The organism is Micromonospora sp. BL4, assembly GCF_003667505.1.
Classification (GTDB): Bacteria; Actinomycetota; Actinomycetes; order Mycobacteriales; family Micromonosporaceae; genus Micromonospora.
Genome location: NZ_RCVJ01000076.1, coordinates 1 through 16,583, shown reverse-complemented (window position 1 = coordinate 16,583; position 16,583 = coordinate 1). Strand labels below are relative to the sequence as shown.

Below are 16,583 nucleotides of genomic sequence, written 5' to 3'. Positions count from 1 at the left end.
GTCCACCGCCGGCTCCGGCCCGCCCCGAGCCGGCGGTGGACAGCCCCCAGTCGATGGTCGAGCGGGAGGCGTTGAAGCTCGCCCTCCAGCAGCCGGTGCTGGCCGGGCCCATGTTCGACGCCGTCGAGGCCACGGAGTACCGCCATCCGGTGCACGTGTCGGTGCGCGCGGCCATCGCGGCGGCCGGCGGGGCCGCGTCGGCGACCGGCGGCGCGGTCTGGATCGAGTCGGTCCGCGACGCCTGCGACGATCTGGCGTCGGCGGCGCTCGTCGGCGAGCTGGCGGTGGAGCCGCTGCGGATCGACGGCGAACCGGACCCGCGCTACGTGTCGATCACCATGGCCCGGGTGCAGTTCGGGTCGGTGACGGCCCGGATCCGGGACCTCAAGTCCCGGATCCAGCGCATCAACCCGGTCAACAACAAGGACGAGTACTTCGCCGCCTTCGGCGAGCTGTTGTCGCTGGAGCAGCACGCGCGGGCGCTGCGCGAGCAGGCCGCAGGGGGGCTCTAGATGGGACTGTTCAGCCGCAAGCCGAAGCTTCCCCCGGCCGACCGGCCGCCGCTGACCGCCGACGAGCGGGTGCTGGCCTGGGCGGCGGCGGGCAACGGCGAGGGCGACGGGGTGGTGGTGGCCAGCAACCTCGGGTTGTGGCTGCCCGGCCGGGGGCACCGGCTCGGGTGGCACGCCATCCTCAAGGCGGTCTGGTCCGGCCGGGAGTTGACCGTCACGCCCGCCGAGACCCTCGTCGAACGCGACGGCTACACGGTGGTCGCCGACGGCCCGGCCGAGACCTACCTGCTGCTCGACCCGGGCGAGTTGCCGCACCAGGTGCGGGCCCGGGTGACCCGCTCGGTCGCGTACACCGAACACCACCCGGTGCCCGGCGGCGCGGCCCGGGTCGCGGCCCGACGCGTGGCCGGAGTGGACGGTCTGACCTGGACCGTCCGCCTCGACCCCGGCACCTCGCCGGACGACGATGACCTGCTCGCCGAGACGGACCGCCTGGTCGCCGTCGCCCGCGCCGCCACCGCGCCGGTCGACGGCTAGCCGATCGGGCGGCCCGCCGGCCGCCCGACCCGCCGTGCCGGTCAGTTGGCGCCGAGACCCTCCAGCGCCTTGACCGCGCCCCGGTGCAGCGGAACCGGCTCGGTCTTGCGGGCGTTCTCCAGGGAGATGCCCCGGGCCGCCGGGTTCGCCTGGGCCAGGGCGTCCCGCTTGTCGAACACCGTCCGGGTGATCGCGCAGGCGACGTTGGCGTCCAGGTCCTTGCGGACCAGCAGCACGTTCGGCACGACGATCGTCGGGGTGTCCGCCGCCGTCCGGTACGCGTCCCGCCCGATCGTCCCGGCCTGGTAGGCGGGGCTCAACTCGTTCATCTTCGGCAGCAGAGACGCGATGTCGATGAACTTCACGCGGTCGCCGGCGGTGGTGAACAGGTCGGTCAGGCCGCCGGTGGGCAGACCACCGGACCAGAAGAAGCCGTCGATGCTGCCGTCCTTCATGCCCTCGACCGTCTTGGTCAGGTCGAGGCGCTGTGCCCGGATGTCCTTGGCCGGATCGAGGCCCGCCGCCTCCAGCAGCCGGTTGGCGATCACCTCCGTGCCGGACTTCGGCGACCCCGTGGAGATCCGCTTGCCCCGCATGTCGGCCACCGAGCCGATCTGAGCGTCGTTGCGGACCACGACCTGGGTGTAGTTGTCGTAGATGCGCGCGAGCGCCTCGACCGGCTGCGGGGCGGTGAAGCTGCCCTTGCCCTGCACCGCGTTGACGGCCGTGTCGAAGAGGGAGAACGCCACGTCGTACTGGCCGCTGACCAGCTGCTCGACGTTCTGCACCGAGGCGCCGGTCTCCGCGGCGGTGCCGGTGAGCTTGCCACCGGTCGCCCCGGACAGCTGCCCGGCCAGGGCGTTGCCGACCACGTAGTAGACGCCGGTCGCGTTGCCGGTGGCGATGCCCACCCGGGTCTGCTGGCTCACCTCACAGGTGACCTCGCTGGCCGCGTCGTCCTTGGCCGCGCCGCCCTGCTGGCCCCCGCAACCCGCCGCGCCGACCGCGACGAGAGCCACCACACTCAGGCCCGCCACGAGCCGTACGTCGATTCGTCTCACAGTTTCTCCTCCCGGAGGTTGGCTGGTGATCCGGCTCGCGGCCCGCCGGCCCGGCCGGCGGCTCCGCGTCGTACGAGCACTCCCGCCACCGCGACGGCGGCCAGTGCGGCGCCGACCGCGACCGGCACGGGTTCGAGCCAGAGCAGGGTGACGCCGGCGAGTGCGCCGAGCACGCGCTCCGGGGCGCCGGCGGGGCCGACGCCGGGCAGCCAACCACCGGCGGCGACGGCGAGCACGGCCACGCTGAGCGCGACGACCACGCCGGCGAAGGCGATCCGCCGCGCGCCGCCGATGCCGAGCAACCCGAGCCCGGCCGGCGTGATCACGAAGGCGATCGGGGTCAGGTAGGCCGGCAGCGCGTACCGCAGGGTCTGCCACATGGTCGGCACCAGCCGGCCGCCGGTGACCGCGGCCGCGGCCACCGCGGCGAGCGCGGTCGGTGGGGACACCTCGGACAGGACCGCGAAGTAGAAGACGAACATCGCCGCCGCGGGCGCCGCCACGCCCAGGTCGAGCAGCGCCGGGCCGACGATCACCCAGCCGATCACGAACGAGGCGGTGACCGGCACGGCGAGCCCCAGCAGGCTCAGTGCGACGGCCGCGAGCAGCGCGGTGAGCACCAGCACGAGGGTCGGGTCCGAGGTGACCGCCTCGGCCCCGCCGATCAGCAGCGCCGCCGCCTGCGGCCCGAGGCCGGTCTTCGTGGTGGTCGCCGTGATGATGCCGGCGGCGGCGCAGACGGCGGTCACCGCGAGCACCCCGCGCACGCCGGTGACGAGCGCGGTGGCCAGCCGGGGCGGGGTGAGCCGGTGCGCCCGGTCCAGGAAGGAGAGCGCGAGCGCCAGGATGGTGGCGAGGACGACCGCCCTCGTCGCGGACACGCCGACCGCGAGGAGCACGACGATGGCGATCAGCGAGGCGAAGTGGTAGCCGAAGCGGGCCAGCAGGCGCCACGGCGAGCTGACGTCGATCACCACCGGGCGTACGCCGGAGCGCCGGGCGTCGATCTCCACGGCGAGCAGGATGCCGAGGTAGTAGAGCACCGTCGGCACGGTGGCCCAACCCAGCACCTGGAGGTACGAGACGCCGAGGTACTCGGCGATGATGAACGCCGCCGCCCCCAGGGTGGGCGGGGAGAGGATCGCGCCGACCCCGGCCGCGGCGAGCATGCCGCCGGCCCGCTCCGGGGGATAGCCGGCGCGGCGCAGCAGCGGCCAGGTGACGGCGCCGATGCTCACCGTCGTCGCGGCACCGGACCCGGAGACGGTGCCGAGCAAAAAGCCGGAGGCCACCGCCGTCCGCCCGGCGGCGGTGCGCGAGCGGCGGAACGCCGCCGCCGACAGCTCGACGAAGAACCGCCCCGCTCCGGAGAGCTCGAGGACCGCGCCGTAGATGGTGAACAGCACGATGTACGAGGCGGCCACGTCCAGCGGCGTGCCGTAGAAACCGCTGTCCGAGTTGTAGAACGCGTCGATCAGCTGGCTGAAGTCGAGCCCCGCGTGGGCGACCGGCCAGGCCTGCGGCAGCAGGCCGCCGTAGTAGCCGTAGCCGAGGAACAGCAGGCAGACCGCGGGCAGGATCCACCCGGTGGCCCGTCGGCACGCCTCGAGCAGCAGGAGCAGCAGGAGGGTGCCCATCACCAGGTCCATCGGCACCAGCAGGCCCTGCCGGTCGAGGAAGGCGTTGTAGCCGCCGCCGCCCGTACCGATCGAGATCGGCAGCACCGGGTAGAGGCAGCCGGCCACCGCCAGGGCGACCAGGGCCCAGTCCACTGCCGTGGGTCGCGCCGGCGCCGGGTGTGGCAGGCCCGGCCCGACCGGTCGGTCGACGCCGCGGGTGCGGCGCAGCCGAGCCCGCAGCCGGGCGGCCAGCCGCAGGTCGGCCGGGTAGACCAGGAAGACCAGCGGCAGTACGCCGGCCAGGAAGAAGATCAGGTAATACTTGCTGCCCTGCGCCAGCGGACGGAACACCTGCCAGAGGGCGAGCCCGCCGACCGCCAGCGCCGCCGCGGTGAGGAGCAGACCGGCCGGCCCGGACAGCACCCGCCCCGGCTTCTCGTCCTCGAACTGGGCGGCCAGGTCGCGTGTCGCCCGTTCGGCGTCCACGCGGGCGTCGTCGTCGGCCCGCCCGATCTGGTCGGCCCGCCCGCCCGGGTCTTGGCTGCCGGCCGGGTCGGTCTGCCCGGTCGGGTCGGCCTGCCCGGCGGGGTCGGCTTGCCTGACCGGGTCGGTCTGCCCGGCCGGGTCGGCCTGCTCGGCTTGCCTGACCGGGTCGGCCTGCCCGACCTGCCCGACCTGCCCGGCCGAGTCGGTGCTGCCGGCCGGGTCGGTCCGCCCGGCCTGGTCGGTGCTGCCGGCCGAATCGGGCGCGCCGGCCTCGGCCGCTCTTGGTCGGGGTGGTGCGCCGCCGTCGCCCGGTGCGGGCTCATCGGCGGGGGAGTTGGCCGGCTGGGCGGGTGGCGGCGAACCGTCGGGCGAACGGGTGGGCGACACGATCGGACGATACACGTCGATCCACTGGCCGGTGGGGCATCGACGGGCGTTTCATCCCGGTGCGACGGGAGGTCGACACCGTCCCGTCGTCCCTGGTGGAATTTGCCTGGAGGGCTGTCGGACCCGGCAGCTAGGGTCGGGCGGTGACTTCGGGGCGACCACTGATTCAGGCTCGCGGGCTGGTGAAGCGGTTCGGTGACTTCACCGCCGTGGACGGCATCGACGTCGATGTGCGCTCGGGCGAGGCGTTCGGCTTTCTGGGGCCGAACGGCGCCGGCAAGTCCTCCACCATGCGGATGGTCGGCTGCATCTCCCCACCGAGCGGGGGCGAGCTGCGCATCCTCGACATGGACCCGGTCCGCGACGGGCCAGCGATCCGGGCCCGGCTCGGCGTCTGCCCGCAGCTGGACAATCTCGACCCCGAGCTGACCGTCCGGGAGAACCTCACCGTCTACGCCCGCTACTTCGGCATCTCCCGCCGGGCGGCCCGGGAGCGGGCCGCCGAGCTGCTCGACTTCGTCCAGCTCACCGAGCGGGCCGACAGCAAGGTCGACCCGCTCTCCGGCGGGATGAAGCGTCGGTTGACCATCGCCCGCGCGCTGGTCAACGATCCGGAGATCGTGCTGCTCGACGAGCCGACCACGGGGCTCGACCCGCAGGCCCGGCACCTGGTCTGGGAGCGGCTGTTCCGGCTCAAGCAGCAGGGCGTGACGCTGGTGCTCACCACGCACTACATGGACGAGGCCGAGCAGCTCTGCGACCGGCTGGTGGTGATGGACGGCGGGCGGATCGTCGCCGAGGGTTCTCCCCGGGCGCTGATCGAGCAGCACTCCACCCGCGAGGTGGTCGAGCTTCGCTTCGCCGCCGAGTCGCAGGAGCCGTTCGCCGGCAAGCTCGACGGGCTCGGCGAGCGGGTCGAGGTGCTACCCGACCGGGTCCTGCTGTATGTGCCCGACGGCGACGCGGCGGTCGCCGAGGTCGCGGCGCTGGGGCTCAGTCCGGCCAACGTGCTGGTGCGGCGCAGCGGCCTGGAGGACGTCTTCCTGCACCTGACCGGCCGCACCCTGGTCGACTGATCCGCGTCGGCGCCCCACGAGCAGGGAATGGGCGGCGCGTGAACGGGGGTGCGCCGCCCAGGTGATCTTGCGTAGCATCGGGCGGCCGGGTCGGCGTGTCCACACGACCGGGCGCTGACAACGGGGGGTTTTCGTGTCCGATGTGCAAACCAACAGTCGGCACCAGGCTGGGCTGACCGCCCTGTACCTGGGCATCTTCGCCACCGTCTGGTTCAGCGTGCCGGCCGCGGAGCAGCCGTTGCGCGCCCTGCTGGTGGTGGGCAGCGTGGCCGCCCTGCTCACCGCCGTGGCGGGCGGCGTGGTTTCTTCCCGCAGCCGGGGCGCCGGCGGCGGAACCCGGGACCGGGCGACCGACCGGCGGTACCTGCTCATCGTGGTCGCCGAATTCGCCGCCGCCGGGTTGGGCGCCGCCGTGCTGGCCGCCGCCGATTGGTCGGAATACATCCCGGTGCTGGTCGGCGCGGTGGTCGGGCTGCACTTCTTCCCGCTCGCTCCGCTGCTGCGGGACCCGCTGCTCCGGCCGCTCGGTGTCGCGGTGTGCGTGGTGGCGGCGGCGGGCCTCGTCACCGCGCTCGTCTCGGCGGTGTCCGCCGGTCTGGTGGTCGGCACCGGCCTGGGGCTGCTGCTGCTCGCCTACGCCGTGCAGGCGCTGGTCCGCACCCACCGCCCGGTGTGACCGGCCCGCGCTTCGCCGCCGAGGTCGACACGGTCCGATCGTTGACGGTTCAGCAGCAACCTTTCCCGCGTGTCGAGCTGCTGAGCCGCCAGTGATCACGGCGCGCCGTCCTGGCCGGTGCCGGGCTCTTCGCGGCGGAGGAGGTCGAGCAGCAGGTGACCGCCCGGCTCGACCGGCGCCGTTCCGATCCGCTCCTAGATTCACTCGGCTTCCGGGAAGTCGGGGTGTCGCGGCGGCTTTGACACCCCGACATCCTGAAAGCCGTGTCGATCATCGCGCCGACGGAAACCGGGGGACAGGTCGGCGGTTGGCGTTCTAGGGTGACCGGCGGCCTGTCGTACCCCGGGGGTAGGAAGGTCGGGGTGACCGGCGTGGTGTGGCGGGGGTGGTCGTGGTGAGCGTGGCGGGTTCGGCGCGGGAGCGGGCTCGGCCCGCGCTGCCACGGGTGCCGGCGCTCGCCGTGTTCGACTACTTCCTGGTGGGTTACCGGCGCACCTGGCGGGCCGGGGTGTTCTCCTCTTTCCTGCTGCCGGTGCTGACCGTGCTCGGCTTCGGGCTCGGCGTCGGCGCCTACATCGACCAGGGCGTCGGCGGTGTGCGCTACCTCGACTGGCTGGTCCCCGGGCTGATCGCCTCGACCGCGCTCCAGGTGACCGTCGGTGACTCGACGTGGCCGGTGTTCAGCAACTTCCAGTGGATCAAGACATACTTCGCGCAGAGCGCCGCGCCGCTGCGGGTGGCCGACATCCTGGCCGGGCACCTGGCCTTCGTGCTGTTCCGGGTGCTCACCACGATCGTGGCGTTCCTGCTGGTCACCGGGCTGTTCGGGGCGTTGCGCTCACCGTGGGCGGTGGTCACCCTGCCGGTGGTGGCGCTGCTCGGGCTGGCCGTGGCCGCGCCGACCTTCGCGTACGCGGCGTCGGTGTCCAGCGACAGTTGGCTGGCGATGCTGTTCCGGTTCGCCGTCATTCCGATGACGCTGTTCGCCGGGGTGTTCTTCCCGGTCGAGTCGCTGCCCGAGGCGCTGCGCTGGTTGGCGTACGTGACGCCGCTGTGGCACGCCGTCGACCTCTGCCGCGCGGCCACGCTGGGCATCGCCCCACAGTGGTCGATCCTCGGGCACCTGCTCTACCTGGCGGCCTGGTCGCTCGCCGGCTGGCTGCTGGCGCTGCGGGCGTTCCGTCGCAAGCTCGTCGTCTAGGGAGTCCTCGTGGTCACGCTGATCCTGCCTCGGCTGGTCGACGTCTCCGCCGCGTCCCGGCGGTCGGCGTCGGTGGTCGAGCGCAACGTCGCGGCGCTGAAGTCGGTCTACTGGCTGCTGCTGCTCTCCGGCTTCGTGGAGCCGCTGCTCTACCTGCTCTCGATCGGGGTGGGCGTCGGCACGCTGGTCGGCGACCTGCCGCTGCCCGACGGGCGGCTGGTCTCGTACGCCGAGTTCGTGGCCCCGGCGATGCTGGCCTCCTCGGCGATGACCGGGGCGCTCGCGGAGACCACGTTCAACTTCTTCGGCAAGATGAAATACATGAAGCTGTACGACGGGGTGATCGCCACCCCGGTACGGCCGTTCGAGATCGCGCTCGGCGAGTTGGGCTGGGCGATGCTGCGGGGCAGCGCCTACTCGGCGGCGTTCCTCGGGGTGATGGTCGCGCTGGGCCTGACCACGGTCGCCCGGGCGGTGACCGCCCTGCCGGCCGCCGTGCTGGTCGGGTTCGCATTCGGCGCGCTCGGCATGGCGCTGTCCACCTTCATGCGCAGCTGGCAGGATTTCGACCTGATGGGCTCGGCCCAGTTCACGCTGTTCCTGTTCTCCGGCACGTTCGTGCCGGCCCAGGCCTACCCGACCCTGCTGCACTGGCTGATCGAGGTCACCCCGCTCTACCGGTCGGTGCACCTGATCCGCGGTGTCGCACTGGGCACCGGCGGCTGGCTCTGGCTGCTCGACGTGCTCTACCTGCTGGCGATGATGGCGCTGGGCCTGCTGGTCGCCTCCCGCCGGATGGGCAGGTTGCTCTACCGGTAGGGGTTATCCGCCGCCCTCCTCGGGGCATGTCGGAGGCGACACCACGACGATGAGGAGGGGCGATGGCCTCCGACCAGTCTTCCACCGGCACCGGGCGTGAGTCGGCTCGCGGGCCGGTCGGCCCGGACGAGGGGCCGGACAGCCCCGCCGATCTGCCCGGCAGCGGCTGGAAGGCGGCGTTACGCCGCACGATCACCGAGTTCCAGGACGACAGCCTCACCGACTGGGCGGCGGCGCTGACCTATTACGGGGTGCTGTCCATCTTCCCCGGGCTGCTGGTGTTGATCTCCATCCTGGGCCTGCTCGGCGAGAGCGCCACCCAGGGCGTCACGGACACCGTCAACCAGGCGGTGCCGGAGGGCAACATCCGGCAGATCATCACCGACGCGTTGGACACGGCCGACAGGAACGGCGGCCTGGCCAGCATCGCGGCGATCATCGGTCTGCTGGCGGCGTTCTGGTCCGCATCTGGATACATCGGCGCGTTCATGCGCGCCTCGAACACCATCTACGACGTGCCGGAGGGGCGGCCGATCTGGAAGACGCTGCCGATCCGGCTCGGTGTGACCGCGGTGATCGGGGTGCTGCTGCTGGCCAGTGCGGTGATCGTGGTCTTCACCGGCCGTCTCGCCGAGTTGGTCGGGGACGCGATCGGCCTCGGCTCAACGGCCGTCACGGTGTGGGACATCGCCAAGTGGCCGGTGCTGCTGCTCCTGGTCAGCCTGATGTTCGCCATCCTCTACTGGGCCTCGCCGAACGCGCGGCACGGCGGGTTCCGCTGGGTCAGCCCGGGTGGCGTGCTGGCCGTGGTGATCTGGCTGGTGATCTCCGGCCTGTTCGCCTTCTACGTCAGCAACTTCGGCTCGTACAACAAGACCTACGGGGCGCTGGCCGGGGTGATCATCTTCTTGGTCTGGCTCTGGTTGAGCAACATCGCGATCCTGCTGGGCGCCGAGTTCGACGCGGAGCTGGAGCGCAGCAGGGCCATCTCGGCCGGCCACTCGGTCGACGACGAGCCGTACGTCGAGCTGCGCGACGACCGCAAGCTGAGGAAGAAGCGGAACTCCGCCGGCCGTCGCTGACCGTCCGCGTCGACCCCTCCGCCGTCCGTCGACCGCCCCGCCGCCCGCGTATCGGGTGGTGGGGCGGTCGCGTGTCCGGAGGCGGCACACCGGGCGAGCGGGCCCGGGCAGCCGGTGATCCTTTTCTTGATCGACTAGTAGCTTTTGTTCTTCCGGACAAAAGTTGGCATCAGAATGGCTGAAGCTCTGGACAGGCGACTCGGAACGCTCCTACTGTGTCGGACACAACACATCGGCATTGCGCCGATGTGAACGAGTCCAATGAAGAGGTGAGTCCGGGTGCGGACCGTCGACCCCCTGCACGTCCGGCTGTTGCGGTTACTCCGCGACGAGGGGGCCGTGTCCCGCGCCGAGCTGGCCGACCGGCTCCAGATGCCGCGCCCGCGGCTGCTGGCTGAGCTGGACCGACTGGTCGCGCTGGGCTACGTCGCCGAAGCCGGGCTCGCCGCCTCCCGGGGCGGACGTCGCTCCACCCTGGTCGAGCTGAACCCGAAGCTGCGGTTCGCGGCCGTGGACCTGGGCGCCAGCTCGATGGACGTCGAGGTGGTCAACGGCCGGCTCGAGCCGGTGGCCCACTACGCCGAGGCCGCCGACATCCGCAACGGACCGAAGGTGACCCTGCAACGGGTCAACGAGCTGCTGCACAAGGCCAAGGTCGACGGCGCGTACGAGCGGCTGGACGCGGTCGGCATCGGCGTGCCCGGCCCGGTCAGCTTCCGCGACGGCGTGCCGGTCTCACCGCCGATCATGCCCGGCTGGGACCGGTTCCCGGTGCGCGAGCTGCTCAGCCGGGAGCACGGCTGCCCGGCGGTGGTCGACAACGACGTCAACATCATGGCGATCGGGGAGCGACACGGCGGGGTGGCGCACTCGGTGGACGACTTCCTCTTCGTGAAGATCGGCACCGGAATAGGGTGTGGGATCTACCTCACCGGCGAGGTCTACCGGGGCACCGACGGCTGCGCCGGGGACATCGGCCACATCCAGGTCGACGCGCACGGTCCGATGTGCTCCTGCGGCAACGTCGGCTGCCTGGAGGCGCTGTTCAGCGGCGCCGCGCTGGCCAAGGACGCCACCGCCGCGGCCCGCAGCGGGTCGTCGCCGGCGCTGGCCGAGCGGATGGCCCTGCGCGGCGTGGTGACCGCTCTCGACGTCGCCGAGGGCGCCGTCGAGGGGGACGTCACCTGCATCCAGCTGATCCGGGACGGTGGACGGCGGGTCGGCGGGGTGCTCGCCGGCCTGGTCAGCTTCACCAACCCGTCGATGATCGTGATCGGCGGCGGGCTGGCCCAACTCGGGCACATCCTGCTCGCCGAGATCCGCAGCGTGGTCTACCGCCGCTCGCTGCCGCTGGCCACCGGCAACCTGCCGGTCGTGCTCTCCGAGCTCGGCGGTCGGGCCGGTGTCGCCGGCGCGGCGGTGCTCGCCAGCGACGTCGCCTTCGCGGAGGCCTCATGAGCCCGCAGTCGCGAGCCGGAAAACCGTCGTGAGCGAGGAGGAGACTGTGGCCCAGTCCGAGGAGAACGCCGCCACCGAGCCGACGGCCACCGACGCCGACGCGCCGCTGATCGAAGCCCCCGCCGACACCGTCGCCGGTGAGGTCGTCCTGCGCCTGACCGACGTGGTCAAGACCTTCCCCGGCGTACGCGCCCTGGACGGCGTGCAGCTGGAGGTGCGCGCCGGCGAGGTGCACTGCCTGCTCGGGCAGAACGGCGCCGGCAAGTCCACCCTCATCAAGGTGCTGGCCGGCGTGCACCAGCCGGACTCCGGCGAGGTCGAGTGGCGTGGCGAGCAGGTCACCTTCGCCAATCCGCAGGCCGCCATGCGCGCCGGCATCGCGACCATCTACCAGGAACTCGACCTCGTCGAGGATCTCTCGGTGGCGGAGAACGCCTTCCTCGGCCACGAGCACCGCCGCTTCGGGTTCGTCCGACGCGGCCGGATGGCCCGGCACACCCGGCAGATCCTCGGCCGGCTCGGCCACGGCGAGATCCCGCCCGGACGGATGGTGCGGGCGCTGCCGGCGGCGGGCAAGCAGATCGTCAGCATGGCGCGGGCGCTGTCGCACGAGGCGCGACTGATCATCATGGACGAGCCGAGCGCCGTGCTGGCCCACGACGAGGTCGGCAACCTGTTCCGGATCATCCGCGAGCTGACCGCACAGGGCATCGCGGTCATCTACATCTCCCACCGCCTGGAGGAGATCCGCGAGATCGGCGACCGGGTCACCGTACTCAAGGACGGCCGGACCACGGCGGCGAACCTGCCGGCGCGCGACACCCCGACCCGCGACCTGGTCAGCCGGATGACGGGGCGCACCATCGAGTACGTCTTCCCGGACCGGCCGACCGACGACACCGTCGGCGCCGAGCTGCTCCAGGTGGAGGGGCTGACCCGCGCCGGCGAGTTCGCCGACGTCTCGCTGAACGTGCGTGCCGGCGAGATCGTCGGCATCGCGGGCCTGGTCGGCTCCGGCCGCTCCGAGTTGCTGGAGACCATTTACGGCGCCCGCGTCGCGGAGGCCGGCTCGGTCCGGATGGACGGGCGGGTGCTGCGTCCCGGCGTTGGCTCCGCGGTGCGGGCCGGCATGGGGATGGCACCGGAGGAACGCAAGAGCCAGGCGCTGCTGCTCGGCGAACCGATCTACCGCAACGTCACGCTGGCCACCTTCGGCCGGTACGCGCGGCTCGGTTTCACCGACGCCGCCAAGGAACGGGCCGAAGCGGACCGGATCGCCGAGAGCCTGGAGCTGCGGCCCCGGGATGTCGGTCGGCCCGTGCGCACCCTCTCCGGCGGCAACCAGCAGAAGGTGGTGGTCGGGCGCTGGCTGCTCGGCGGCACCAGGCTGCTGCTGCTCGACGAGCCCACCCGGGGCGTGGACGTGGGCGCCCGGGCCGAGCTCTACCAGGTCATTCGGGCGTTGGCCGCGCAGGGCGTCGGGGTGCTGCTGGTCTCCAGCGAGGTGCCCGAGGTGCTCGGCCTGGCCGACCGGGTGCTGGTGATGCGGGAGGGCCGGGTGGTCCGCGAGGCCCCGGCCGGCGAACTCGACGAGAACACCGTGCTCGACCTCGTGATGGCGGGGTCCCTGATGGAAGGCGCACCGGCATGAGCGACGCGACTCCCACACCCACGGCGACACCGGAGCGCTCGCAGCTGCCGGCGCAGTCGCCTCCGGTGGACCCGGTCGAGACGGCGGTGGCCGGCGACAAGGCGGCATCCAGGGGCCGGCTCTCCTGGTGGCGCGGTGACAACGGCGACGGCGTCAAGCGCAACCTCGGCCTGGTCGGGGTGCTGGCCGCGCTCATCGTGGTCGGCGCGATCACCAAGCCCGACCTCTACGGCGACCCCAACTGGGTCTGGAACAACATCCTGGCCATCCTCCAGCTCGCCTCGGTCGTCGGCGTGGTCACGGTCGGCATGACGTTCGTGATCATCGGTGGCGGGATCGACCTGTCGGTCGGGGCGATCGTCGCGCTGGCCGGCGTCTGGTGCACCACGGTGGCCACCCAGAGCTACGGCGCCGGAGGCATGATCTTCACGGCCATCGTGGTCGGCATCTGCGTTGGTCTGGTCAACGGCGTGCTCATCTCGTACGGGCGGCTGGTGCCGTTCATCGCGACGCTCGCGATGCTGGTGGCGGCGCGCGGGCTCGCGGCGTCGATCTCCAACAAGCAGACCCAGGTGTCGAGCAGCACCTTCATCAACGACATCGCTGCGCGCAAGGTGCTCGGTATTCCGATCCTGGTCTACATCCTCGGCGCGGTGGTGGTGGCCGGGTGGATCCTGCTCAACCGGACGACCTTCGGTCGGCGCACCATCGCCGTCGGCGGCAACCCGGAGGCCGCGCGGCTGGCCGGCATCAACGTCCGCCGGCACACCATGCTGCTCTACGCGCTGTCCGGCCTCTGCTGCGGCATCGCCGCCATCATGCTCACCTCCCAGGCCACCTCGGCCCAGGCGGCGATGGCGAACCTCTACGAGCTGGACGCGATCGCCGCAGCGATCATCGGCGGGACGCTGCTCAGCGGTGGCCGGGGCACGATCGTCGGCTCGCTGCTCGGCGTGATCATCTTTGCCACCATCACCAACCTCTTCGCCATCAACGGCCTCTCCATCGAGGCGCAGAACATGGTCAAGGGCGGCATCATCGTCGCGGCCGTCCTGGTCCAGCAGTTCCAGTTCAAGTCCTTCACTCGGCTCCTCGCGCGGAACAGGCTCACCACCACAACCTGACGCACCGCACGTTGTTCCTGGCCACGTCGAGACCTTCGACAGTGGCCGGACCTCGCACACCCTCAACAACTCCATCCCGTTCCCAGGAGGTCGTCATGACCCAGCACAGTCGCGACCTGTCGCGCCGTCGCTTGCTCTTCGGTGGGGCCGCTGTCGGCGCCGCCACCCTGCTCACCGCCTGCACCAGCAACGAGACCCCGGCGGCCAGCACGCAGACCAAGGCCGCCGGAGACGGCGCCGGCAACAACGCCCCGGGCAAGAAGGTCGTCATCGGCTTCTCCGCCCCGGCCGCCGACCACGGCTGGATGGGCGCGATCCACGCCAACGCCAAGGCGCAGGCCGCCGCCTACTCGGACGTCGAGCTCAAGGAGGTCGACGGCGGGACGACGTCGGAGGCGCAGCGCTCCACGCTCGGCACGCTGATCGCCCAGAAGCCGGACATCATCGTCGTGCTGCCGCACGACGGCAAGGAGGTCAACGCGGTCGCCCTCCAGGCGATGCAGGCGGGCATCCCGATCGTCAACCTCGACCGGGTCTTCCCCGACGCGCTGGCCTCGCGGCTGGTCATCAAGGGCGACAACTACGGCATGGGCGTCTCCGCCGGGCACTTCATCGGCAAGCAGCTCAAGGACAAGGGCGTCGCCAACCCGATCATCGGTGAGATCGCCGGTCTGGAGATCCCGCTGACCGTCGAGCGCAGCGCCGGCTTCGCGGCGGCCCTGGCGACGTACGGGTTCAAGGTGAACAACCGTCGCTCGGCCGAGTTCACCTCGGACAGCGGCCAGCGTGAGGCGGCCCAGCTGCTCCAGGCGCTGCCGAAGATCGACGCGCTCTGGAACCACGACGACGACCAGGGCATCGGCGTGCTCGCCGCCATCAAGCAGGCCAACCGGTCGGAGTTCTTCATGGTCGGCGGCGCCGGCTCGAAGCTCGCCATCGAGGCGATCAAGGCCGACAACACCGTGCTCAAGGCGACGGTCACCTACAACCCGTCGATGGCGTCGTCGGCGATCTCGCTCGCCCGGCTCGTCGCGCAGGGCCGTGGCCTGGGCGACCTCACGGAGCTGCAGGTGCCCAAGGAAGTGACCCTCGCCTCCGAGACGATCACCAAGGAGAACGCGAGCAGCTACGAGAAGCTCGGGTTCTGACACACGGGGGGAGACCCACCTTGTCCACAACAGACAAAGAACTGCGGGTCGGCATGGTCGGCTACGCGTTCATGGGCGCCGCGCACTCGCAGGCGTGGCGCACCGTGAACCGCGTGTACGACCTGCCGGCGCGGGCCCGGATGGCGCTGATCTGCGGCCGGGACACCGGAAACGTGGCGGCCGCCGCGGACCGGCTCGGCTGGGACGCGTACACCACGGACTGGCGTGACCTGATCAGCCGGGACGACATCGACGTGGTCGACGTCTGCACCCCGGGCGACAGTCACGCCGAGATCGCCCTCGCCGCGTTGGCCGCCGGCAAGCACGTGCTGTGCGAGAAGCCGTTGGCCAACACGGTGGCCGAGGCGCGGGCGATGACCGCCGCGGCGGACACCGCCCGGGCGGCCGGGGTGCGGTCGATGTGCGGGTTCAACTACCGCCGGGTTCCCGCGGTCACGATGATGCGCCAGCTGGTCGCCGACGGACGACTCGGGGTGATTCGACACGTCCGCGCGACGTACCTGCAGGACTGGATCGTGGACCCGCAGTTCCCACTGGTGTGGCGGTTGCAGAAGGACAGGGCGGGCTCCGGCGCGCTCGGCGACATCGGCGCGCACATCATCGATCTGACCCAGTTCGTCACCGGGCAGCGGATCACCGGTGTCAGCGCGGTCACCGAGACCTTCGTCAAGGAACGGCCCCTGCCGGCCGGGTCCAACGGGTTGGCGGCCTCGGTGGACGGCAGCGGGTCGCTCGACGGCAACGCTCCGGCCACCGGTCCGGTCACCGTCGACGACGCCGCGGTCTTCGTGGCCCGGCTCGACGGTGGCGCGCTGGCCACGTACGAGGCGAGCCGGTTCGCCACCGGCCGCAAGAACGCCCTGCGTGTCGAGATCAACGGCTCGCTGGGCAGCGTGGTCTTCGACCTGGAACGCCTCAACGAGCTGGAGTTCTACGACGCCTCCCGGCCCAGCGTGGAACAGGGTTTCAGCCGCATCCTGGTGACCGAGGGCGAGCACCCGTACATGTCGGCGTGGTGGCCGCCCGGCCACATCATCGGCTACGAGCACTCCTTCACCCACCAGATGCGTGACTTCATCGAGGCGGTCGCCACCGGCGCCGACCCGGCTCCCTCCTTCGCCGACGCGTTGCAGGTCCAGCTCGTGCTGGACGCGGTGACCCGTTCGGCGGAGCTCGGCTCCTCCTGGACCGAGGTGCAACCGGCGTTGGCCGCGGTGGCCGTCTGACCTCTGACCATCCGCGATGGTGGTGTTCGCGCCACCATCGCCCGACCGGCTTTCCGGAGCTGACCGGCGAGGGACCGGCCGCGGTTTGCGCCCCGCGGTCGGGACGAGGTCGGCGCCGGAGGGCGTGCAGCCGGGCCGTACGGCCCGGTGGCGCACGAGCAGGACGGTCGTCCGGTGCGTCCGGACCGGGATTCCCCGGCCGCACCGGAGGACCGCCACCACCCCCGGCGATCCGGAGGACCTGATGGCACCGCCCGCCGCAGCCCCCACCCGTACCGCGTCCGCCCGCCGACATCCGGCGGGCCGCACACCGGTCGACGATCCGATGGGCACGGCGGCCTGAGACGTCCGGTCGGGGCATGCCAACGCCCCGGCCGGCCGGATGCGGGGGAGGCAGGGTCGAGACGCCGACCGACCCTGCCTACCAGCCCCGTCTGCCCGCACCCGTGCCGGGAGCCGGTCCGGCGTCGTCGCCGCCGACGCCGGACCGGCTCCCGGC

At 72.0% G+C, this 16,583-nt stretch carries 13 protein-coding genes and 1 pseudogene; 12 read left to right on the top strand and 2 right to left on the bottom strand.

Annotation, left to right across the window (positions count from 1 at the left end; translation table 11 throughout):
* Both EAD89_RS06140 and EAD89_RS06135 read left to right on the top strand, forming a co-directional pair.
* A pseudogene (locus EAD89_RS06140) lies at positions 1–512 on the top strand (DNA primase); the annotation flags it as partial.
* A complete protein-coding gene (locus tag EAD89_RS06135) occupies positions 513–1,049 on the top strand; it encodes a hypothetical protein (RefSeq protein WP_121675041.1) in 537 nt (178 codons plus the stop codon). It abuts the pseudogene before it with no gap.
* 41 nt (positions 1,050–1,090) lie between these two features.
* Here the strand turns inward: EAD89_RS06135 and EAD89_RS06130 are convergent, their stop codons facing one another.
* Both EAD89_RS06130 and EAD89_RS06125 read right to left on the bottom strand, forming a co-directional pair.
* The gene (locus tag EAD89_RS06130; protein WP_121675040.1) at positions 1,091–2,110 is read right to left on the bottom strand and encodes a TAXI family TRAP transporter solute-binding subunit; all 1,020 of its coding nucleotides are present in this window, start codon (positions 2,108–2,110) and stop codon (positions 1,091–1,093) included.
* Entirely contained in the window at positions 2,107–4,602 is a 2,496-nt protein-coding gene (locus tag EAD89_RS06125) for a TRAP transporter fused permease subunit (protein WP_199733421.1), read from the bottom strand. Before EAD89_RS06125 ends, EAD89_RS06130 begins: the two co-directional genes overlap by 4 nt.
* 143 nt (positions 4,603–4,745) lie before the next feature.
* Here EAD89_RS06125 and EAD89_RS06120 point away from each other — a divergent pair, with 143 nt between their 5' ends.
* The 10 genes from EAD89_RS06120 to EAD89_RS06075 all read left to right on the top strand — a co-directional run bounded on the left by EAD89_RS06120 (position 4,746) and on the right by EAD89_RS06075 (position 16,084).
* Positions 4,746–5,678 carry an ABC transporter ATP-binding protein gene (locus EAD89_RS06120; protein ID WP_121675039.1) on the top strand — a complete coding sequence of 311 codons (933 nt, stop codon included), beginning with the start codon at positions 4,746–4,748 and terminating at the stop codon, positions 5,676–5,678.
* Positions 5,679–5,811: 133 nt separating this feature from the next.
* Positions 5,812–6,354, top strand: coding sequence for a hypothetical protein (locus EAD89_RS06115; RefSeq protein WP_121675038.1), 543 nt, complete (start codon positions 5,812–5,814; stop codon positions 6,352–6,354).
* A gap of 400 nt (positions 6,355–6,754) precedes the next feature.
* Positions 6,755–7,555: an ABC transporter permease gene (locus EAD89_RS06110; protein ID WP_121675042.1), complete on the top strand. Its 801-nt coding sequence runs from the start codon at positions 6,755–6,757 to the stop codon at positions 7,553–7,555.
* 9 nt (positions 7,556–7,564) lie between these two features.
* Positions 7,565–8,374: an ABC transporter permease gene (locus EAD89_RS06105; protein ID WP_121675037.1), complete on the top strand. Its 810-nt coding sequence runs from the start codon at positions 7,565–7,567 to the stop codon at positions 8,372–8,374.
* A gap of 62 nt (positions 8,375–8,436) precedes the next feature.
* The gene (locus EAD89_RS06100) at positions 8,437–9,456 is read left to right on the top strand and encodes a YihY/virulence factor BrkB family protein (RefSeq protein ID WP_121675036.1); all 1,020 of its coding nucleotides are present in this window, start codon (positions 8,437–8,439) and stop codon (positions 9,454–9,456) included.
* A gap of 279 nt (positions 9,457–9,735) precedes the next feature.
* Positions 9,736–10,914 carry an ROK family transcriptional regulator gene (locus EAD89_RS06095; protein ID WP_121655904.1) on the top strand — a complete coding sequence of 393 codons (1,179 nt, stop codon included), beginning with the start codon at positions 9,736–9,738 and terminating at the stop codon, positions 10,912–10,914.
* Between the two features lie 109 nt (positions 10,915–11,023).
* Positions 11,024–12,565, top strand: a complete 1,542-nt coding sequence (locus EAD89_RS06090; RefSeq protein WP_199723492.1) for a sugar ABC transporter ATP-binding protein — start codon at positions 11,024–11,026, stop codon at positions 12,563–12,565.
* Positions 12,562–13,689 (top strand): ABC transporter permease, encoded by a 1,128-nt coding sequence (locus EAD89_RS06085; protein WP_121655903.1) that lies wholly within the window; start codon positions 12,562–12,564, stop codon positions 13,687–13,689. Before EAD89_RS06090 ends, EAD89_RS06085 begins: the two co-directional genes overlap by 4 nt.
* A 95-nt stretch (positions 13,690–13,784) precedes the next feature.
* Positions 13,785–14,837 (top strand): substrate-binding domain-containing protein, encoded by a 1,053-nt coding sequence (locus tag EAD89_RS06080; RefSeq protein ID WP_121655902.1) that lies wholly within the window; start codon positions 13,785–13,787, stop codon positions 14,835–14,837.
* Between the two features lie 20 nt (positions 14,838–14,857).
* Positions 14,858–16,084: a Gfo/Idh/MocA family protein gene (locus tag EAD89_RS06075; protein WP_121655901.1), complete on the top strand. Its 1,227-nt coding sequence runs from the start codon at positions 14,858–14,860 to the stop codon at positions 16,082–16,084.
* Positions 16,085–16,583: the final 499 nt, after the last annotated feature.

Excerpts from the sequence above, each read along its gene's own strand:
- EAD89_RS06080 (WP_121655902.1), top strand. The coding sequence starts at position 13,785 with ATGACCCAGCACAGTCGCGACCTGTCGCGCCGTCGCTTGCTCTTCGGT.
- EAD89_RS06135 (WP_121675041.1), top strand. The coding sequence starts at position 513 with ATGGGACTGTTCAGCCGCAAGCCGAAGCTTCCCCCGGCCGACCGGCCG.
- EAD89_RS06100 (WP_121675036.1), top strand. The coding sequence starts at position 8,437 with ATGGCCTCCGACCAGTCTTCCACCGGCACCGGGCGTGAGTCGGCTCGC.
- EAD89_RS06085 (WP_121655903.1), top strand. The coding sequence starts at position 12,562 with ATGAGCGACGCGACTCCCACACCCACGGCGACACCGGAGCGCTCGCAG.